At 55.5% G+C, this 21,088-nt stretch carries 14 protein-coding genes; 4 read left to right on the forward strand and 10 right to left on the reverse strand.

Translation table 11 applies throughout. The features are described 5' to 3' along the window. Nucleotides 1-184: 184 nt before the first annotated feature. The 5 genes from CQ018_RS05125 to CQ018_RS05145 all read right to left on the reverse strand — a co-directional run bounded on the left by CQ018_RS05125 (nucleotide 185) and on the right by CQ018_RS05145 (nucleotide 8,872). On the reverse strand, nucleotides 185-880 hold the full coding sequence (locus CQ018_RS05125; protein ID WP_105548909.1) for a fasciclin domain-containing protein: 696 nt from the start codon (nucleotides 878-880) through the stop codon (nucleotides 185-187). A 315-nt stretch (nucleotides 881-1,195) separates the two neighbouring features. Continuing rightward, the gene (locus CQ018_RS05130) at nucleotides 1,196-2,146 is read right to left on the reverse strand and encodes a class C sortase (RefSeq protein WP_258142407.1); all 951 of its coding nucleotides are present in this window, start codon (nucleotides 2,144-2,146) and stop codon (nucleotides 1,196-1,198) included. A gap of 150 nt (nucleotides 2,147-2,296) precedes the next feature. After that, nucleotides 2,297-3,856: a SpaH/EbpB family LPXTG-anchored major pilin gene (locus tag CQ018_RS05135; RefSeq protein WP_105548910.1), complete on the reverse strand. Its 1,560-nt coding sequence runs from the start codon at nucleotides 3,854-3,856 to the stop codon at nucleotides 2,297-2,299. An 89-nt stretch (nucleotides 3,857-3,945) separates the two neighbouring features. Continuing rightward, nucleotides 3,946-6,960 carry a hypothetical protein gene (locus tag CQ018_RS05140; RefSeq protein WP_105548911.1) on the reverse strand — a complete coding sequence of 1,005 codons (3,015 nt, stop codon included), beginning with the start codon at nucleotides 6,958-6,960 and terminating at the stop codon, nucleotides 3,946-3,948. Nucleotides 6,961-7,948: 988 nt separating this feature from the next. Beyond that, nucleotides 7,949-8,872: a LysR family transcriptional regulator gene (locus CQ018_RS05145; RefSeq protein WP_105548912.1), complete on the reverse strand. Its 924-nt coding sequence runs from the start codon at nucleotides 8,870-8,872 to the stop codon at nucleotides 7,949-7,951. Between the two features lie 71 nt (nucleotides 8,873-8,943). On the opposite strand from CQ018_RS05145, the gene CQ018_RS05150 reads away from it, so the two are divergent. Then, the gene (locus CQ018_RS05150; protein WP_105548913.1) at nucleotides 8,944-10,017 is read left to right on the forward strand and encodes a YeiH family protein; all 1,074 of its coding nucleotides are present in this window, start codon (nucleotides 8,944-8,946) and stop codon (nucleotides 10,015-10,017) included. Nucleotides 10,018-10,594: 577 nt separating this feature from the next. Here the strand turns inward: CQ018_RS05150 and betC are convergent. Beyond that, nucleotides 10,595-12,130: a choline-sulfatase gene (gene betC, locus CQ018_RS05155; RefSeq protein ID WP_105548914.1), complete on the reverse strand. Its 1,536-nt coding sequence runs from the start codon at nucleotides 12,128-12,130 to the stop codon at nucleotides 10,595-10,597. Between the two features lie 239 nt (nucleotides 12,131-12,369). Beyond that, nucleotides 12,370-14,382 (reverse strand): BCCT family transporter, encoded by a 2,013-nt coding sequence (locus CQ018_RS05160; protein ID WP_105548915.1) that lies wholly within the window; start codon nucleotides 14,380-14,382, stop codon nucleotides 12,370-12,372. 889 nt (nucleotides 14,383-15,271) lie between these two features. On the opposite strand from CQ018_RS05160, the gene CQ018_RS05165 reads away from it, so the two are divergent. The 3 genes from CQ018_RS05165 to CQ018_RS05175 all read left to right on the forward strand — a co-directional run bounded on the left by CQ018_RS05165 (nucleotide 15,272) and on the right by CQ018_RS05175 (nucleotide 17,416). Next, complete coding sequence (locus CQ018_RS05165; protein ID WP_105548916.1) at nucleotides 15,272-15,652, forward strand: SgcJ/EcaC family oxidoreductase; 381 nt, start codon at nucleotides 15,272-15,274, stop codon at nucleotides 15,650-15,652. A 178-nt stretch (nucleotides 15,653-15,830) separates the two neighbouring features. After that, the gene (locus CQ018_RS05170; protein ID WP_105548917.1) at nucleotides 15,831-16,568 is read left to right on the forward strand and encodes a helix-turn-helix transcriptional regulator; all 738 of its coding nucleotides are present in this window, start codon (nucleotides 15,831-15,833) and stop codon (nucleotides 16,566-16,568) included. A gap of 2 nt (nucleotides 16,569-16,570) precedes the next feature. Next, nucleotides 16,571-17,416: a Fic family protein gene (locus tag CQ018_RS05175; protein ID WP_258142435.1), complete on the forward strand. Its 846-nt coding sequence runs from the start codon at nucleotides 16,571-16,573 to the stop codon at nucleotides 17,414-17,416. A 91-nt stretch (nucleotides 17,417-17,507) separates the two neighbouring features. On the opposite strand, the gene CQ018_RS05180 is transcribed toward CQ018_RS05175, so the two are convergent. From CQ018_RS05180 to CQ018_RS05190, 3 genes are read right to left on the reverse strand one after another with little or no spacing between them, the layout of a single operon-like run. Continuing rightward, nucleotides 17,508-18,206 (reverse strand): SDR family NAD(P)-dependent oxidoreductase, encoded by a 699-nt coding sequence (locus CQ018_RS05180; protein WP_105548918.1) that lies wholly within the window; start codon nucleotides 18,204-18,206, stop codon nucleotides 17,508-17,510. After that, the gene (locus tag CQ018_RS05185) at nucleotides 18,203-19,081 is read right to left on the reverse strand and encodes an alpha/beta fold hydrolase (protein ID WP_105548919.1); all 879 of its coding nucleotides are present in this window, start codon (nucleotides 19,079-19,081) and stop codon (nucleotides 18,203-18,205) included. Before CQ018_RS05185 ends, CQ018_RS05180 begins: the two co-directional genes overlap by 4 nt. A 51-nt stretch (nucleotides 19,082-19,132) precedes the next feature. Continuing rightward, nucleotides 19,133-21,049, reverse strand: coding sequence for an NAD(P)/FAD-dependent oxidoreductase (locus CQ018_RS05190; protein WP_105548920.1), 1,917 nt, complete (start codon nucleotides 21,047-21,049; stop codon nucleotides 19,133-19,135). Nucleotides 21,050-21,088 lie beyond the last annotated feature (39 nt).

A 21,088-nucleotide genomic window follows, 5' to 3' on the forward strand; every position in this document is an offset into this window, starting at 1 on the left:
TCATGCGATTACTTTCTCTCCTGCCTTATGATCTGGCGCGTCGAGCCGGAACATGAACGAAGCGGGGTTCAAAGGCGGAAGCGATTAGCCCTCGAGGATAAGGGCAGAGGCCGCTTGAGGAGCCAGGCTCATCAAGCGGCCTCTGCGCAGAATCGCTATTCTGCTCTCACGCCATGGGCTAAAACTACTTCTTGGCAGGTGGCATGAGCACCTTGTCGACGAGGTAAACGGTTGCATTTGCGGTCTGCACGCCACCGCAAATTACCTTCGCATCATTGACCATAATGTCATCTCCGCTACCGGTGACTTTGAGGTCTTGGCCTTCGACGGTCTGGTGGGTCCCATCGATGTCGCTCGGTGCGATCTGGCCCGAGATCACATGGTAGGTCAAGATGCTGCTCAGGGTGTCAGCATTGGCGACGACGCCCTTGAGATCATCGGCGGGAATTGCTCCAAACGCCTCATCAACGGGTGCGAAGACGGTGAATTCTCCACCGTTGAGGGTATCGACCAGATCGACTTTGGGGTTCAGCTTGCCGGAAACCGCAGCCGTCAGTGTCGTGAGCAGTGGGTTGTTGGAGGCAGCAACGGCAACCGGGTCCATGGCCATTCCTGCTACAGATCCCTTGCCGCTGGGAACGGCCTTGGCATAATCCGCACAGCCCGAGCCCACCAGATTTGCGGCGGGATCGCTGGCAGATTCGCTGGCCATTGCCGAGCTGCTTGGTGAAGCCGGTGCGCTCGTAGCTGTTGCCGATGAGGACGGTGCAGCCGACACGCTGCTGGTGGAGTCGTTTCCCGTGGAACAGGCGGTCAAGCCGATCATGGCGACTGCGAGCGTTCCCACGGTTGCCGCAAACTTTCGGTTCATGCGCTTCATGTCATTCTCCTTGCCAGACGGCGATTGGATCGCCGTATTTTTCCCTCCCGGTCGGGAGGGGCTGTCAAGAGGTATTCGGTGCCGTGCGTGAGACGGATTGGATAAGAACCAATATTTTTGTAAAACTTTTTGCTACCCATTCAACGCAGCTTTTCTGAGCTTGCTTTTTGCCCACCGCCGTGGAACTGCTGAACGTGAGTGGGTTTAGGGTCGACCTTAATGAACTAGGGAACCAGCCGATAATCGCCACGACGGGTGCAGCTACGGCATTGCTGAAAGGTACACACAACATCGGCGCCATATCGTCAGACTTTGCTACCGCTTTGAAACCGATTCCTGATCGGAATCGACTGGTGTTTCGTCTACTTCCTCAGAGTCCAAGATTTGTTTGCGTGGCGGGGCAAAGAGAATCCAGCCCACGGCCGCGGCTCCACCGAGGAATAACGCAACCCACCAAGGGAAACCTTCGGTCTTGCCATCACCGTCGATGACATTGTTAAACTCCGCGGTATCCGGCGGTGAAATGCGAACCCCGTGAACTAGTAATCGGTGCGTATTGATCCCCAGTGGGGAACAGGTAATCAGCGTGACGTAATCCTGATTGTCGACAATGGCCAGTGAAGAAGTATCTTCTGGCAAGACGGTGTCGATCTTGTTGACCTGGTACCAATGCTTGTCGCCGAGTACTTGGACCGTGAAGATATCGCCGATTTCGGCCTTGAGCAGCGGAGTAAATAGGCTTGCGTTAACGAGCCCGGAGTGTGAGGTAAGCACCGAGCGTGTTGAGGGACCTCCAACGGGAAGAGACGAGCCAAAAATATGGCCAACCCCCTTGCGCAGCACCTCATCGGCGGTGCCGTGGTACACCGGTAGTGAAATATCCAGCCGCGGGTAGAGGACCTGTCCAATCACTCCATCATCACTGACACTGAGTAACTGTTTATAGGCTTCGGTGGCTTCAGCATCACCTTGGGGATCTGAACTGGCCGTATATGGATCTCGCAGGGGGCCTTGCGGCATCCGTTTGTTGTATTCGTTGGCAAGGTCAAGTGCGTGTTGGCGTGCTTCGTCATCCAAATCATCGACGGAATCGATGTAGCCCGAGACCTGCTCGTTGTGGTTTCTGGTGGAGAACCAATCGGCTGCCTGAGTGTAGAGCAGCATCCCAATGCCGAGCACAATGATGGCGAAAATTGCCATGCCGGTGTAGTCGACTCGCTTCTTAGCTGGTGTAGGAGAGACTGACGGATCAGATGTCTTATCCATCTGTGCTCCCTTGCCTTGTGCGTAAAGAATTCATCGACTGAAAATTAGGGTGGCCCGAGTTGCTACTTGGGGATCGCAACTCGGGCCAGGGAAAGCCTAGATAGTGAGAAATGTTTTCTCACTATCTAGGTGGATGACCAGGGCGTAAGCCTAGGCCGCGTTCTTCTTGCGACGGATCGCCAAGGCTCCGCCAACTACCAGAAGTAGTATGCCGCCGGCGGTCAGGATCAGGGTCCCTGAGCTACCGGTCAGTGGAAGCGTGAAGCCAGCGTTCTTTTTGACGTTGACCACGTTGATGAGGTCGCCGGAGGCTGCGCCGTCGAGGACCTCAACGGTCTCGTTGACCTTCACCTTGATGGGCTTTGCGAGCAGTTCGTAGCCTGCTGGTGCCTTGGTTTCAACGATCCAGTATGGCTGGAAGTCTGCATGATCATCAGCGATTTCAGCGCCGTTGGCCCAGTTTGAGTAGCGCAGGCCCGGAATTGAAACCTTGCCACCTGCCACCGAGGTGAACTTGTCGGTTGAGTTTCCTGCAACATCGAGTGTCAGCGGAGTAGCGCCCGGGGTTGCCGGGTCAACTGCGTAAATCTGGAATTCTGCCCCGACCAGGCCGGTTGCCGTCTTATCACCCTTCACCTTGGTGAAGTTGATATCGCCCCACTTGGTGTCCGTGCCCGGGGTGACGTAGCAGTTTTCCTCACACGGCGGCAAGGTCGGGTCGGTCGGATCTGTCGGATCGTCACCGAAGAACTGATCTACGCTCTCACCGTTCGGGAAGATTAGACCCTCATTCTTGATTGTACCGATCGCGTTTACCGTGGTGGGAACAACAAGCTGCACCTGAGTGGTGGGGTTAGCTAGCTTTGCGGAAGTGAGCTTGGTGAGGCCGGTCGCGGTAAGTACCGCGGCAACGGTGTTCGTCGTAGGGAAGTGCTTCACGATGTAATCGGTATCGACGTCCAGTGGAATGACGTCTTCGTCCTGTTTGATGCTTGCAACTGCCGGCTCTGCGGCGCTGTAGGTGAGCTTGCCATCGAGCTTATCGGCGATCGCGTAACCGGTAATGCTCTGCCCCGAGGCAGGTGCCTGAACGGCGCCCTTGATGGTCCAGACGACTTCGTCGCCAAGCTTGATGGCGTCCTTGTCTTCAACAGTCTTGGAGCCAACCAATGCGTTCTTCGGGTAGACGTGAACGTTGGTGATCCACTTGTCCAGTTCCGTCGGGTGCGTCATCGGGATGGCTACCAGGAATGGTGCCGCGCCAATGTGGCCCGTTGGGGTGGTGGTCTCGTCAACGAAGTAGAGGCCAATGGGCAACTTAGTAATAGTTGCCAGGCCCTTGTCATCGGTCAGCCCCGACTTTGAGCCGCTTACTCCTGCTACGAGCTTGCCTGCTTCGTCGACGGTGAGGTCCTGTGCGGCGAGCCAGCCCTCATTGGTGCTCAGCTCAATGCCGGGAACCTTCGTGGCGGTGAATTCGGCACCGGCAAGTGCGGTCCAGTTGTCGGTAGCACCCTCCGGCAAAACGAGCCCGTTATTATCGGCCCCGTTTTGAGCAGGTTGTTCAAATTTGTGGAAGGTTATGCTTCCCTCGGTGGGAATTGCAGGGGCCGCCTGTGCTGCAGTGCCTCCGCTGAGAAGCAGCAGTGCCGTGGTGGCAACTGCAGCAATTCCAGCGCGGAGACCGCGCTTGAATGACTGGTTTTTCACGGATTTCCTTTCATTTTGGCGCGTAGAAGTACCCCGCACCGTGGTTTAAGTTGTTACTGAGTGATTGAAAAAAGTTGGATAGGGCCTATTTATGGCGTGGGTTGTCCATAACGGTTGCGACGCCATAGATACCCGGCTCCAAGGCCACCACCAATGAGTACCAGCGCACCGAAGGTAAGGGCGGAAACTCCGTTTCCACCGGATACAGGAAGCGGTAATAGGCCCGGATCCCTAACGATCATGAGATAGCCGCTGGGGTTCACACACGCGATAAAAGTTGGTGAATTGACCGGATCGCAACGCTCCTCGAAGAGAACAGTTCCGGGGGTGAAGATATCTAGCTGACCGAATTTCGCTTCCTCGCCGACAATAAATTTGATGGGTTCGGCGAGTAGCTGTACTCCGGTCACCTTTCGGGTCTCCGTGGCACTGACTCGTTGAGCCGTCGGTGCCTTGGTCTCGAGCAACCAATAGGTGCCTGCCGGCACTCGTTCGGCCCGCCAGCGACCAGCTTGTTGGCCGGTAGGAATTGGGTAGAACCGGGCACATGATTCGGTGCTGTCCAGTGCCGGGGGAGTACTTGAAGATTCACACATGAAACCCGGTACCGCACCCATGCTGCCGTCGTTGTCCGAACGCAATTCGAACTCGTGACCAAGGAGGTTTTGGAGATTGAGCGTCTCACCGGTTGCGAGGGTTCCACGGCCGTCCTTACGCACGGTGAAGTAATCTGCTCCAACGGCATGGCTGACGGTACAGGCAGCTACCGCGCCACCGATCTCACCTTCGGTGATCCCGGTTCGGCATTGGTTTGCTTCTGGCTCTTGGGCACCAGCTGCCGCGCTGACGCGGTTGGTGAAGTGTGTGCCGGGGCTAGGGGACTCGGGCAGCCAATGAGGGGCAACCTGTGGCGGTGTGCCGACCTTGACCGCGAACCAGATCTGGGCGCTTACCTCACCAGGAAGCAAGCTGAAGGCAACGGTTGTAAGAGTCCATCGATCGGTTCCGTTATAAACCGGAGCCGGAACGTAGCTCGCTTCAAGGCTTCGGACCACGTTTCCACGTTCATCCATCATGTGAATTCCGCGCGCTTGTGTTCCATCCAGGACGGGAGCCGAAGCATCCCACTCTGCTACACGCAGCACCTCGCTCAGATCATCGGTCACAACGATTCCATCGATCTGGTAACTTGGGTCGGTTTTCTGCACCTCAAGGTTGTAATAAATATTGCCGCCATGGTGCAGCTGGGCACCATTGCTGGGCTTTGAATCCTTAGAGATGGTCCAAGTCTTCACCAGGTGATCGGTGCACACCGGATCTTCGTCCTGACCAGGAGCCGTACACTTTTCCGGAACTTCGTCGTTGCCTTCGACGAGGAAATTCGTCATCTTGTAGGCAGTAGCATTGTCGCTATCTTCCCTAGGTTTACCCTCTGTACCGATGTTTGGCTTCACCGAGACGGTATAGCTGAGTGTGTACTTCGTCTTTGCGGGAACGGTTGCTGTGCCAGTTCCATCCTTGGCTCCGGCGATTTTAATCGTCTGCGCGTCAGCGTCGTACACCGCGAAGAAGCCATCGGTGACCTCGAGGGGGGTGTCCGGATCGGTGACATCGAGTACCGCTAATGAAGAAAGATCCAACTCGGCGTCGTCGAGCACGTCCTTCAAATGGTCGGTGTAATCAACTTCCAGAGCCGCACCAGTTCCTGCGGTGTTATCGAAGGAAAGCGTGTATTTTACGTCTTGCTCTTCCGTTACCGCCACGCCAGTTTCTGGATCGGAAGTCTTTGAAACGGTGAGCGCCGGAATTTGTCCTTCATTGGTGATGGTGCAAACGACCTGTGGTCCCTTCCAGCTGCCAGGAAGCGTAGCCGGAACTTCCAAGGACCGTTCAAAGCCGGTGCCGAGGTCGCTAAGGTCCACTTCGTAGTTGGGATCGGTGATCGGTAGTTCTGTGTTAACACATCTAAAGATCGGTGAATACAGAGTTGTATCAAGCGTCGGGCTATCGGGTGCCATTGTTTCACCGATAGTGACAGTATCGCCGGTATAAACACCGACCGGACCGAGCTTCCGGTCCTGAAGGCCGGAAGCATCCAGCTCACCGCCGACCCCATTGGTGTGGATACTCTGATATTTGGCCCCGTCGCCTAACCTCAATGCAAACTGGTCTGTCGGGTCAATGCGGGCAATAACATCCTTATCCACTCGGACGGTGGGAGGACTTGCAAACGATGCGAGGTCTGTCGTGAGGATTCGGTCGCTGGGCCCGGTGGGGGGAAACGGGTTTATGCTTGCGGTTTCACTGAACGTATTCGGATTCAACATCCGCTGATAATCAGAGGCCTGGACAACCAGCTGGCCCGAGCGGGCAAAAACCATTCCGTTCGCTTGTCCGCCACTGGTTCCAGTGCTAAAGGTCAGCTTCTGCGAAATTGTGAAGTCTTCGAACGTGGCTGGTGTCGTGGTGCTTGCCGCTTGGATGTCTTCGCTGTTGATTGTCCCTAGATATGCATCCGCGACGGTGCCTTGGCTTGAAACTAGAAAAGTGAGGTTACCCGCCGAGTCAAAGTCGAAGTCGCCATTCGTAGCGGAAAGGAACGAGCCTTTCGGTGTCAAAGCGGTGCCAATTAAACCCGCACTCCAGTCATTTCCAGATATGGCAGCCTTGAACACTTTGAGTTGAATTTTCCTATCAGCGGCGATGCCCTCGGGCTGATACATACCGAAATAAAACGCTTCGTCGAAAGGATTGAATGCGCCAGCAACAATCTGCTGAGGGTTTTCAGTATTTAGTGTCTCGCCCAGATCCATGCCAGAAATGATGCGACGAGGATTAGTGGATTCCGCAATTGGCTGATCCGACTCGTATCTCCACACGTCGATGAATTCGTGTCTTTTGCCGTTCGCCGTTAACAATGCCTGCTGGTACTGATTGGTGAAGTAAAAAACTCCATCTTCTGTGACACCAAGGGCATTCGGATTTCGCTGGGTGGTCCCTCCCGTGAAGGCAGGTGGAATCCTGCCCGGAGGAATAGCTAGATCCTTGACTAACCATTCAGGAGAGTTCTGCGAAACGGGAAAAGCATTGCTTTCCCCATTCATATGGATGTAACGGATATGCGCTTTCCACTGATTTGGGGCTCCAATAAGGTTCGGAGCCACCAATGAAAAGTAGCGGTCCAGGTTCTCTGTCGCAAAAGACTTGCTGTCTGCATAGGGTGCAATATTGGTGTCGAGTGGTGATTCAGGATCGTCGCTACTCTGTACCTCTGGAACAGGGCTGACGCTACTGGATTCCGTAGACTCCACGACTTGTGAGGGGCTTTCCGGCGCCGAAGGCTCAGTCGATTCGGCATGCTGTGAATCTTCGATCGGCTCGGTAGATGCGGAATCGAGGGGGGATTCTACGGGAACAATTTCAGGTTCTGTGGACTCTAGAGGTCTTTCGTCAAGTCCCGTGGTGATTGTTAGATCATCGACTCTCGTCTCGCTTTCGGGTGACGCTGGAGTAGCCGCGAATGAGCCTGCCCCACCAGCTAGCAGAGCGAAGCTGACAGCTATCCCTATCAGTGCGGTCCGTCGCCGTTGTGAGCGTTCGATTCTTTGGCGCGAGTACACCTTTGTCACAGATCCCCATCTCAACTTCAACCAACCAGATGATGTCCCGCTGATTTCTGCATTCTTCTCCCCCCAGAGTGGAATACCAGTCACTGCGCGGCGACATCCTGAATGCTTTCATCGAACCTCAAGGAAGTCCAAAGAACTTTGGGATTGATTTGATCGAAATTATTGCTCTCAGTATTGCCCGTTGAATGGCAGTTGAGTGAGTTTATTTCGCGCCAGATGTCTCGAACTTTGCCGCGTTCTCGGGGCTGAGTGACAATAATTCATCAACCGAAGATGATCTATCTTTGGGAGGTGCAGGCGCGTGAGGGGCCGCCTGAAGTTCGTTAGCTGATGCGTGGGTGAATTGTGTCACCCCGGCCTGCGTGTGGCGCTTCCCACGACGCCGCGCTTCGACGCGCCGAGTGCGGAGTTGGCATCTAGCGGGCTGGCCAGTGCTGACTAGCCGAGCGTTAGACACTTGCTGCTAGGTGTTTGCAGTTACACATATTTCTAGGAGTTGGGCAGCTGGTCCTTGGGCGGGTTCCTGCCCACGCCAGATAGCGCGCAGATTTCGGGTGAGATTGCCGCGCTGTAGAGCTACTAATGAGAAGGTTCCTATGCGCAGCGAACTTTCAACGGCCAACCGGCTCAGAATCGCTGGGCCCATGCCTGCGGAAACGGCCTGACAGATGGCTGAATTGCTGTTGAACTCTACGATCGGTGCTTTGCGCGCACCCTCAATACTTCCATCAAGAAAGGCTCGTGTGCCGGATCCGGCTTCACGCTCCACCAAAGCTGTCTGCGCAATTTCTATCAGCGTGACAGGTTTTGAGCGTTGCGCCCAAGGATGCACAGTCGGTGCAATGAGTACCAATTCGTCGCTCCAGACTATTCGGCTGGACAGCGCTGGAGGGATATCCGGGGTCTCTACGAATCCGAGCTCAACGTCTTTATTTTGAACAGCATTAATGACTTCGCGAGAATTCATGACCCGCATTTTGGTTTTGATGTGCGAATCGGTCTCGTGCAAGCGTCCGATCCATATCGGAGCCAGATGTTCGGCTACGGTCATGCTCGCGGCAAAGGTGAACTCTCGATCTTCGGGTGCAGCGAGTGCCTGAGCTCCAGTCCACAAGGTATTGAGGCTCTGCAGGGAATCGCGTGCCCATTCAACTGTCAGCGCGCCTTCGGGAGTGAGCTTTGAACCGCTAGTTGCGCGGGTGAGAAGCGCATATCCCAAGCGACGTTCTAAGGTCTTGATGGCTCTTGTCGCATTCGATTGAGCCATGCCGACCGAGCGCGCACCGGCGCTCAAGCTCCCGTGATCGGCGATGCCAACCAGAAGGGCAAGTGAAGACATTTGAATCCATTGTTCAATGCCTTGGGCACGCATAGGTGAACTATCCATATCAACAGCATATGCCCGTGATAGCTAGATGGTGTCTACCCGGGAGACACGGAACGTGACAGCGTCTTAGTATGAGCAAAAATGACACTTCCATCGAGTCGCAGCAAGCCAGCCCGGCTTCAGTACTGACTCCCACAAGCCCTAAACCCGGCGCTGGCTCCAAACTCCGGGGCATGGCACCTGGATTATTGGCTTGCATTATTGGTGGTGTCGTTGCCATGGGTCTTGCCAAGCTGATTCCCGGCATGAGCGCATTGCTGATTGCGATCTTGCTCGGTGCCATTTGGCGGAACTTGTTGCCGGTCCCGGATATGATCTTGCCCGGCGTTGCAGTCTCATCCAAGAAGCTTTTGCGTACAGGCATTGTGCTTCTGGGTCTGCAGCTTGCCCTGTCGCAGATACTGGCCCTTGGCCCCGGTGTTCTGCTGGTAGTTGTGCTCTGTGTCGGCATTACCTTTGGTCTCACGCTGCTGATCGGTGGTTGGCTTGGCATTGATCTGCCACAGCGACTGCTGATTGCCGCCGGCTTTTCCATCTGTGGCGCCGCAGCGGTTGCCGCAACCGAAGGCGCAACCAAGGCCAAGCAGGATCAAGTTGCCACTGCCATCGGCTTGGTGGTGCTCTTTGGTACGTTGATGATCCCGATCGTGCCGGCACTGGGTGCGCTGCTGGGCATGGAAGATGACGCAATTGGCATGCTGATCGGTGCCTCGACCCATGAGGTGGCCCAGGTGGTCGCCGCGGGCGGCGCGGTGAGTTCCAGCGCCTTGGCCGTGGCCGTGACGGTCAAGCTTGCACGCGTTGTAACGCTGGCTCCCATGATTGCCGGTGTCAGCATGTACATGAACAAAAAACACGCGGTTGAGGGTGCCAAGAAGCCCCCAATTGTCCCACTCTTTGTACTTGGATTCATTGCCATGATGCTGGTGCGTACCACGGGAATTCTTCCCGATTCGGTGCTTGAATTCGCAAAGCTCGCCCAGACCTTCTTACTAGCCGCAGCAATGTTTGGACTAGGCCTTGGCGTACATATCAAGAGTTTGATGCGTTCGGGTAGTCGCTCGCTGGTTCTTGCCGCGCTCTCCACACTGATCATTTTGGGTGTTGCAGTTGCCGGGACCATGCTTTTCCCGCCGGCTGGCTAAGAAACTCTAAATGAGACTGCACAACGTCAGGTTCAGCGCAGCACCGTCCGATCCAAGGATCTGACAGTGTTGCGCTGAACCTAGATAAGTGAAGAAAACTGAATGCTCACGCGGGCATTATTGTCGGTCGTAACGTGGATGACGAGCCGAGAAGCCGCCACCAAAAGAGACCAGCGCCGTTTCATCCGCTACTACCCTTTTGAAGATGGTTATACGACTGGGGTGTGCCCTCCCCGAAGCAGCGAAACGAAAGTTACCGTCGATGAATAGGGGGTACTACGTGTAACAGTGGACTGGTATTCTGCGGAAAGTTCATGCTTCCTCCTTAAAAAGTTGAAATTATTAGTGGGCGGCTATGAAGCCCCGTACTCGCATCGAGCTTCGAAAGCTCACTTCTAGGGAACGGGGCTCACAGGCGTTGGCTTGATCTTATGGAAGCCGGAACGCGTAGCGTACTGCTGATTCGTTCGGGCATTAACGCCACCATTGCTATGACGATCGCTTGTAGTAGTTCTCGACATTGGCACCGCTCAGCGCCGGTGATCAAGCAGGACGAATCGGAGGAGGCTTTTTCGGATCAGACCGAAGGATCTGAAATTGTTCCGTAGCCGAGGGCATTCCAAAAATCTCCGCGGACGTAGCGTTGCTCGGGTCGGGGCTCGAAGTCCCAGGGATGTGTCCGCCCTTGCTGCAATGCCTCGGCCACCAACTGCCGGTTGGACTGACTAGCCAAAATTCCTGCCTCCAGTGTGGAAAGGTCGTAGCGGCTTTCGATCGCCGCGCGCAGCTGCGCGAGAACACCCACGTATTCTGGGTCAGTTGCATGGTTCTGCAATTCGTCTGGATCGATGTTCAGATCAAACAGCTGATCCGGATCCCCAGGGCAAACAACGTACTTATACCGGCCACGAACGAGGGTTATCTGGGGCCGATACGTGCCCTCGGCCAGATATTCGATTACGATGTCTCGATCCTCGTCAGTGACCTTGCCGGAGAGCTCGCGACGGGCGGATTCCAGCAAGGAAATGCCTGTCGACTGTGCCTCTGAGGCACCGGAAAGCTCAACGAGCGTCGGCATGAGATCAAGGAGGCACACCGGGTTTGTGAAGCGTCCCCGCGGCACCAATTTTTCCGCGCCATGGATGATCAGTGGCACCCGGGAGGACTGCTCGTACGGTGACATCTTGAACCAGAGCCCTTTCTCACCGAGCATGTCTCCGTGGTCGCTGGTAATGATGATGACGGTATTCTCCGCCAAGCCCAATTCCCGGAGTCGCTGCTGGATCCGACCAATGTGATCATCAATGTAGCTGACTGCCGCGTAGTACGCGCGGCGGGCCCTACGTACCTGATTGATATTTGGATCGCGTTTGTCGAACCCGCTCATGGCCCGTAGTCGATGGGTATGCGGATCTTGATCAATGGAGGGTACCGCCGGGTGCTTGGGATCCGGGATGTTTTCTCCCTCGAATCGGTCCCAGTGTTCACGCGGTGGTTCGTACGGATCATGCGGGTGGATGAAGGAGGTAACCATGAGAAATGGGATGTCCTCGCCAGCGGCTTGGTTTGCTCGAACCCGGTCATTGAGGTGTCGGATGGTACGGAAGCCGACCTCATCGTCAAAGTCTTGCTGTACCGTGGCTTTTGAGACCCCAGCGGTGAAAACGGCATCTGCATCGTGGTACCACTGCATGCGTTGGTCAAGAGGCCGGGTCCAGTCCGGCACCATGTCAAGATCCGCCGGATAGACGTCGGTAGTCAACCGTTCCTCGAATCCGTGTTCCTGGTCAGGGCCGATGAAATGCATGCGGCCAATCAAAGCGGTGTGGTAGCCGACGGCGCGTAGGCGATGGGCGAAGGTTGGCACGGAGGCCGCGAAGTCAGCCCCATTGTCGTAGCAATCGATTTCAGAGGGGAGCTTTCCCGACATCATCGAAGCCCGTGAGGGCGCACATAGCGGGGTGTTGCAGTAAGCCCGGTCAAATACCGCGCCTTCTTCGGCCAAGAAATCGATATTTGGGGTTTTAGCGGCCAGGTCACCGTAAGCGCCCAACGCTTGAGCAGCCATCTGGTCGGCCTGGATGACCACGATGTTTGGTCGTTTTTGGGTCATGATATTTCCTCTCGCTAGAAGTATGTAAAATGGGCAAAAGGCAATCGGCCTTGATAGATCGGACGGTGTTGCACGATCCGACACCGTGTCAGCTCCGCAGCACGTGCCACGTCCTAGCCCGGTGTCATGCTTTCTCATCGGCTGGAATGTCAGCGAACACAAGACCACGTCTGCTGAATAAAGTGGCTGCCCCACTGACTGTGAGCTCACCAACCTGACGGAGCCATGTTGCAGAGGCGTTAGTGCACTTGATCCGGTTCATGCTGCTCGAAACGCGGTGGAAGTGTTTCAACAGTTTCTTCCGCATCAGGAGCTAGCACCTGGTCGGGGGTGACCAGCGTAATTTCACCGGTCTCTGGGTCGTATCCATCAGCCCACTCACCGGTTTCGAAATCGAATCCGACCGGTTCCCCGTCTTCATTGGTACGCTGATACCACTGGGTGTATGCCTCATTGTGCGAATCCATTTCTGCGCCCGCACCTCCGTTGCCCTTAGCCTCACCGACCTTGAAGGCGAAATCATCGCCGAAACGTTCGACTCCATCCGTCACAGCATTGTTCAGTGCTCTTTCGGTGTATTGGAGGCGTAGTGCCTGGGGGTCAGTGCGAAGTTCTTTGAACCAGGCAAATAAGATCAGGATCAGGATCAGGGAGAATGGGACAGCCGTGACAATCACGAGTTGTTGTAGCCCGGTTAGTGCCATAGCGTCGCCAAGTAGCAACATCACCACGGCGATTCCGCTCATGACCAGTCCCCAGAACACGATCACCCAGCGGCGCGGATTTTGATCGCCCTGGGTGGTAAGAATGCCCATGACAACCGACGCTGAATCGGCAGCGGTAATAAAGAAGATTGCGAGCACCACCAGCACGACGTAGGGTAACCATTCGACGTACGGCAGGTTGTCAATCAGTGCGAAGAGTACTTCTGGAGCAGCCAAATCAGCAGAGAACCCCGGTTTTCCCTCTCGATACATCCAAATTGAGGTACCGCCCATGACGCCGTAGGCGGCAAAAATCAATGATGAAGGAATCAATATGGTTCCGAGCACGAACTGTCGGATGCTTCGACCCCGTGAGATGCGAGCGATGAAGATACCCACGAATGGTGACCACGAAATCCACCAAGCCCAGTAGTAAACGGTCCACGCCGATTGAAAATCTTGTGTTGCAGATCCCCACGAGAGAGATCTGCCCATCAACTCGAACATGGAGCCGAGATATTCCATGATGGCAGAGGGCAGCAGGTTCATCAGAAATAGTGTTGGCCCTAGGACAAGCACGATCAGCATGAGAGCGATGGTCAAGACAATATTGATAGTTGATAGGTAGCGGATGCCGCGCGAGACGCCCGATACCGCCGAAACGACGAACCCTATCGTGAGAATCGCTATGATCACCACGAGTGTGGTGTTCGTGGCTTTGCTCGCGCCGGAGATAATACTGACACCGGTGCCGATCTGCATAGCAGCAATACCTAGGGCGGCAGCGGTGCCAAAGAGTGTGGCAACGATGGCAAAAACGTCGACTAACCTGCCGGCAATTCCCTCGGTGAGCCGCTGACCAAAAAGAGTACGAAAAATCGAGGAGATGAGCAAAGAACGTCCACGGCGGTAAGCTGCGTAGGCGACGGCTCCACCCACGAGTGCGTAGATAGCCCATGCATGGAAACCCCAATGATAGTACGTCTGAGCAAAAGCATAATGCATGGCTTCGACCGACTCTGGATCGTTGGTCATCGGAGGAGGCGAGGTGAAGTACATGAGAGGTTCCGCAGGTCCCCAGAAAAGTACTGCCACACCGAGGCCGGCAGCAAAGAGCATCGCGGTCCAGGAAAAAGTGCTAAATTCTGGCTTTTCATTATCCTTGCCCAGAAGGATCTTTCCATAGGGGGAAAGCGCCATGCCCACCAAGGCAATCAACACGACTATGGCCACGGTGTTGAACATCCAACCGAGGTTTTCGGTTGACCAGTTGAATGATGTGGCAGCGACCGACGCGACACTCGCGGGAGAAATGATTCCCCAGATAACGAACGCCGAAGTTAAAGACCCAGCGATCAGAAAGATGAGTTTGTCGATTTTGTAACGCTTGCGTTGCTCATCGATGGCAATGCCCGGGACCAGAACTGGGTGCCTGTTGTGTGGATATGCTAGGAACCGGTGGTTTAGGCGCTTGGTTTGCGAATTCTTCTGCGATTTTGGGAGAGAATCTGGTTGTTCTTGACTGGGAGTAGAATTTTTTTGAGACATCGAAATAGGGTCCTCTCTGGATCCTCATGACGAGGCACGGCTTAGGAAGTTGTAGCGGAAGGCGCACAGCAACGAGCCCAGTTGCTATTTAGAAGTCAGAAGAAGGTTTATTCGCGGCGAATATTTGCACCGCAGGCACATGCCTATAATTTGCTGCAGTATTGTGGCCCCGCGTAAACGCGGTATCGCAAAAGATGCGGGAAAGTACCTGCCGAGATTCTCCAAAAGAGGGAAACGTTAAGCCGTTGATTTATTCGACAAGCTTGGTCAGGTTCTTTGAATCGATCCAGCAATTTAGGTATCGAGTTTAAGGCTCGCCGCCCCACCAGCCGATTGCGGCTGGTGACCAAGAATCATTCGCGTATCCCGCGGTTGGGAACGAGGTAAAAGACCGCGTCAGAATGCGGAGGATGGTTGAAGCCTCGACTCTAGAAGCATCTTCGCGCTTGCGGCGGAAGAACTCCAGTGAAGTGAGGTTCGTCATAAATGATGACCCTAGTCGGAGTCTCTAATGCTGTCAACGACTTGTATTGATGTCTGGGCAATTCCCGCCAAAAGATACTTGGCTAGCGAAGATAGAGTATCCTTTTCCCTTCTCACCCATGTGAATTTTCTTGTAAGAATCAATATTTGGGCTAGGTCTTGGCGTACATATCAAGGGAATCATGTGTTCGGGTAGCAGCTCGTTGGTACTTGCCGCGTTATCCGCACTGATCGTTTTGGGTGTTGCCGTTGCCGGGACCGTGCTTTCCCTGCCTGCTGGCTAAAGGTATATAGATTAAGTTTGAAATTCCCCTTGTATCGGTCGAATGGTGCAGGGGGAATTTTTCTCTGTCCACGAGGGCTGAACCTAACAGGGAACCCGATCACCAGCGGTAAGGAATGCTCCATGCTAGGTAAACGAGAAGACAGTGCAAGCGAATTTGCCAACGCCTGGAGCTCCGCAAACGCCGATGGCATTGCATCACTCTTTGTCCCAGATGCAGGCTTTGTGAACGTCGTGGGGATCTGGTGGACTACCCGCGAACAAATCCGTGACGGCCATGCCTACGGGTTCAAACACATGTTCCCGAACAGCGTGATGATATTGAAGAAGGTCACCAGCAGGGCGCTGGGGGCGGACTACTCGGTGGTGCACGTTGAGTGTTCGATGACCGGGCAGATTACCCCTGCGGGGATGCCCGCAGACGCGCACAATACCGATATCGTTTCCGGAGCCCAAATATATGTTTCAGCCAACGGAACCTTGCGCTCGGAAAGCTATAAGTAACGCACCAAGCTGAATCCGCACTAAAAGTGGTCCGGAGCTTTCTGGCTCGGTGCTACTGAGTGGGCTGGGTTAAACGCACTGGCGCGCTGATCGACATGCGCCTCATCCAGCTTTCCAGAGCTGGTGAAGCCCTGAGGGTTGTTCCGTATATGGAACACCTGGTGATACTGTTCCGTATATGGAACAGGTGCGATTGGGCGAGTGGATTCAACGAGCAGGGCTAAGCAAATCGTATGTCTCACTTGCCTCGGGTGTGTCTAGGTCTTCCATCCATCGTATTGAAAATGGTGATGCCGATCCTTCACTGGGTACCTTGCGAGAGCTGGCGATCGCATGTGGTTTCGATTTGGACATTCAGATACGCCCACTGAGCGATCCAGCTGCGGCCCAGGCCGCCAGATCCCTCCTGGAGCAGGGACTTGAGCCTGACCGTCCAAGCGAGGTTGTCCAATGGGTGCGTCGATTTGAACGACTGGGTCTCCAAGACCCTATTGCCATCCTCGACTACGCCGGTCGATCGTCTGGGCTCCTTGCGCTGGGAGCCCCTAGCGCCTACCTTCGGGGTAACGTCGATGACCTGCGGCTGGCTTCTGCCGGTGATGCCACCGGCGCGCAATGGGCACTGTCTGGCCAACCTCATCTGCAGTTAGGCGCTGGAGAACCAATCAGCGGTGTGAAGGTACTGTGGACCGAAAAGCCTTTACTAGCTGCTTCTCTTCTGGCCGACACTTTGCCGGTTGCTCGTTCATCTCATACTGCTTCTGTCATCGTAGCGGCAGCCACGCCCGCCTTGTTTCAAGGATCCTTCATGCATGAAGGAATTAGATATGTTGCGCCGATTCAGGCGCTCATTGATGGATTCTCATTAGGCAATAACCTTGCCAAGGTTGCCGAGTCAATCGCAAAGGAATGGTGAATATGGGAGATCAACGGAAGTGGGCCGTCGGAGCCAGTGCGTATGTTAAAAAGTCGTCTGAGAAAACGACACCTAACTCTGCCCAGATACCGTCGACAGTAGCTGGCGCTAGGCTCGAACTTTGCGGTTTCACGTGGGAATCAGCAGACATAGACATCTCACGCATCCGCCATGTGGGAATCGACAAGGCCCGGGCTCGGTTCCGTGCATCGATGCCAGATCTAATCTGGAATGCTGCCGCACTGGAAGGCAATAACTTCACCCTGCCCGAAGTAAAAACATTGCTTGACGGAGTCACCGTGGGTGGCAAATCCCTTGAAGAAGCGGAACAAATCTTGGCTCTCAGCGAGGGTTACTCGCTGATTGATGAGCTAGTGCGCGACGATCAGTTCACGCTGACCAAACAGACCTCTGACCGACTTCATGGATTGGTGGCTCGTCACGAGGCAATCGAGAGTGGTCATTTTAGGGGCGAAGGAGCGGTGACGGGCGGTGGCCATGTCCGGCTGTCGCATGGAGGCCTTTATTCTCCAACAGAATCTAGTGAGGGTGGCGCAAAGCTACTTGAGGAGATGGATGCGCTTCTAGAATATTTGGAAAGTATTGCTGAACCTCGTGAACGAGCTCTTGCCTATTTTGCCGCTGCCACCAGACGCCAGTTTTACTTTGATGGCAACAAAAGGACCGCCAGGCTCATGATGACTGGTGAACTGCTGAAGCATGGGTATGATGCCGTCGATGTCCCCTTTGCCCGAAAATTGGAGTTCAATATTTCCTTGGACACACTGTTCGATACGGCTGATGGAACGCCTCTCATGGCATTTCTTACAAGTTGTAGCAAAGCATAAGCTTCCGGCGTTAAACGCCGTGAGGGGCTTTCACATTTCGTGTGAAAGCCCCTCACGGGTTACTCCTAATTACCTATCGAGCTCCTGGCGCTTAGCGGCGGATCGAGCCGCCATCAACCACTAGGGTCTGGCCGGTAACAAAGCCCGAACCTTCTGAGAGGAAGAAGCGCGTTGGTCCCACGTAGTCCTCAACGATCGAGGCACGCTTGATGGCGCGGGTCTCGATGTTCTTAGCCTCGCCACCCGCCAGATCGGTAGCGAGCGGGGTCATGACAAGGCCCGGTGCAATCACGTTAACCGTGATGTTGCGTGCGCCCATCTCCATGGCAAAGCTGCGGGCAAAGCCGATGATGCCGGCCTTGGAGGCGGCATAGGCGGCAGCGCCACCCGGAGCCTTGAACACGGTGCCGGAGGAGTACAGAACAATACGTCCACCATCTTCAACCAGGTCCGCGGTGCCCTGAATGAAGTTCAGGGTGCCCATCAGGTTCAGCTGAATCGCACGCTCCCAGTCGGCCTTGGGGGTATCCAAGAACTGACCAAAGAGACCAACACCGGCACAGTGAATCAGCGAGTGGATTGAATCCCGTCCCTGCTCCTTCAATGCCGCACGGACGTTCTCTGCCGCGTCGCCCGCGACGTCGCCCGCGACGTAGTTGACCCCGTCCAACGGGCTCTTGGGCAGTGAGCGGGATACCGAGGTGATATCCCAGTCCTTGCGTAGGTCATTGACCAGGCCTTCACCGATTCCGGAGGAACCGCCGGTGATGACTAGTGCCGGTGCGCTCATGCCTTGCCACCCTTGGTGAGATCGGTGAGGAATTCATTGATAACGTCCCAGGTCTGGGTCGGCTGGCTGATATTGGGGCTGTGCTTGGAATCCATGACCACGGCCTTGGCCTGCGGCAAGAACTCCTGCAGGTTGGTGCTCCAACCGGACTCAAACAAGGTGTCATCCTTGCCCTCAATCAGCAGGGCCGGGGTGGTGACGCCGGTCAGGTTGCCAGGGTAAGGATCGGCGGGACGCTCAACCTTCATGGCTTCCGGGACCACGGTGTGCGGGGCCTTCATGCAAGCGAAGTGGCCCGGGGCGGTGGCCCAGCGCATGCGTGCTTCGAGCTGTGCCGACTTATCGTCAAATGATTCGCAGAGGAAATCAACGATTTCTTCCAAACGTTCCGGTGTGCCATCAAAGTCACCGATCTTGGCAAGGTCGGCTCCACGCCAGGCGCCACCGGTGCCGGCAATGGTCGTCACCGAGGCAATGCGCTCACGCAATGCCGGATTGGTCAACGCACGTAGGGTCAGCGAGCCACCAAAGGAGTTACCCACAAGGTGAACCGGCTCGGTGATGCCCAGGTGATCAAGCAGCGAGAACAGGTGAGTCAGGCGGAAAGCGAACGGCGAAACATCGAGACGGATGGACTTTGCCGATCCGCCGTAGCCGAGCAGATCCGGTGCGATGACACGGAACTTCTCTGCTGCCAAGGGCAGTAGATCGCCCCAGGTGACATCGGCTGCGCCGCCCCAGGCGCCATCGTGTAGGAACACGACGGGGACGCCGTCGGTCGGGCCGCCGGTGAGGAAACGAGTTTCAAGATTGGCGATGACCTCGGTGGTCTCGGTAATGACTGGTGTTTGCGTTAGCAAGGTAAACCCCTCCATGTCTGGGAATTATTGAGGATGTATCTGGTGTGCAATGCCCCCGGTAGGGGACTAGCCCAGCTGGTAGTGCTCGGGGCGAACCTTGGAGGTGCGCTCGTAGTATTCGATGGCCGGCAGCGGCCACATGATGGTGGAGCGTCCCTCGGCGTTCATGTACCAGGAATGGGTCTTGGACCAACCCCAGGTGCGCTTGGAGCTTTCGGTGGTGATCAGCTTGTCGTATTCCTCGAAGACGTCATCCTTCAGGTTCATTGACTTGTTGCCGGTTTCGGCAAGCAGCTGCATGGCACTGGCGATGTAGTTTGCCTGGCATTCCAGGAAGAAGACAAGGTTTCCGTGGATCACGGTGTTGGTGTTTGGGCCGTACATGCAGAAGAAGTTTGGGTAGCCCGGAAGTGCTGTGCCCAGGTAGGCGCTTGCATCGATTCCCCACTTTTCGTGCAGGTCCTGGCCACCAATGCCCTCGACTTTCATCGGGAGCAGGAAGTCCGCTGCCTTGAAGCCGGTGCCGAAGAGGATGATGTCTGCATCAAAGTGCTCATCTCCGGCCCAGACACCTGATTCGTCAATTTTCTGGACCGCATTGGAAACCAGCTGCACGTTATCGCGCTTCAGCGTGGCAACCCAAGTTCCATCATCACAGATGATGCGCTTGGCGGCGGGTGGGTAGTTGGGAACAATCTGGTCACGCAATTCGAGATCATCCCCGGCCTGGGCTTCCAGGTAAGAGGTCAAATCCTTGCGCAGCGCATCGTTTGCCGCCGAGACGGCAAGTTCTGTCGGCGGGTAGTCAAGATCAACCGTTGCCGCCGGAAGGTTACCGATCAAGCGTGGAAGGAAGATCGAGAAACGGTAGAACGCACGGTACTGGTTCAGCTTGTCCATGAGCCAGCGTTCACCGGAGGCTACTTCCTGACGTAAGACCGGGGTATCGCGTAGCCACGGGGCGCTGCGCTGGAAGATGGTGACCTTGGAAGCTACCTTGGCAACGGCCGGAGCAAACTGCAGTGCCGAGGCACCGGTGCCAATGACGGCAACCTTCTTGCCGGTGAAATCAAGATCGTGATCCCACTTGGCCGAGTGAACCTTGGGGCCGGTGAAGGTATCAAGGCCCGGCAGGTTTGGAATCGAGGGGCGGTTGAGCTGGCCTACGGCGCTGACCACGGTGCGCGAAGAAACCGAGCCGACATTGCCGTTCAGGTCCTTAGTTTCCAGCGTCCAGGTGCTGGTCTCCTCATTCCACTTAGCTGCGGTAACCTCGGTGCCGAAGACTACGTGCTCAAGCAGGCCGTTGTCCGCGGCGAAGTTGTGCAGGTAGTTGTGGATGCGATCCTGGCGGCCGTAGTGGGTCTCCCAGTTGAACTGGCGGAAGGAGTAGGTGTAGATGTGGCTGCGTACGTCGGTACGGCAATCCGGGTAGGTGTTCTCCCACCAGGTGCCACCAACGCCCATGCTCTTTTCAATGATGGTGAAAGGAACTCCTGCCTGCTTCAAACGCAGTGCTGCGAGCAGGCCGGAGAAACCGGTGCCAATGACGGTAGCGGTTAATCCGCTATCCGGGGCAACCTCATTCAAGTTCCACTGTGGGGCACGTGGGTCACCCTCATTGGAAGTAAAGGCAACCTTTGACAAGGTCAGCGCGTCTTCATTGACGCCGCCCATGAGCCAGATGGCAAGTTCCTGACGCATCTGATCGCTTGGGTATTCGGCCCACTCGGCCTGGTTGGCAAGATGTGGTGCTAATAGTTCAAGGCATAGGGCACGAGCCTTGGATTCTTCCTCGGCACTGATTCCGCTCAGGGGAAGCTTAGGAAGGGTAGGGCGCCATTCGTCCTTGAGCACGCTGGTATCCCCGGTGACATGAGCGGTGAGCATGACCAAGGCCGGGATCTGGGCAGATTCAATGTGTTCGGTGAGTTCTGCCAGCGTAATGCTCGGTGCTGACGTGCTGGTGATGGTGGTGTTCATGGTTTCTCCAAAGAGCAAGAAGTTAATGAGTCGTAAGTT

The sequence above is a fragment of the Arthrobacter sp. MYb227 genome (assembly GCF_002975435.1).
Classification (GTDB): domain Bacteria; phylum Actinomycetota; class Actinomycetes; order Actinomycetales; family Micrococcaceae; genus Paeniglutamicibacter.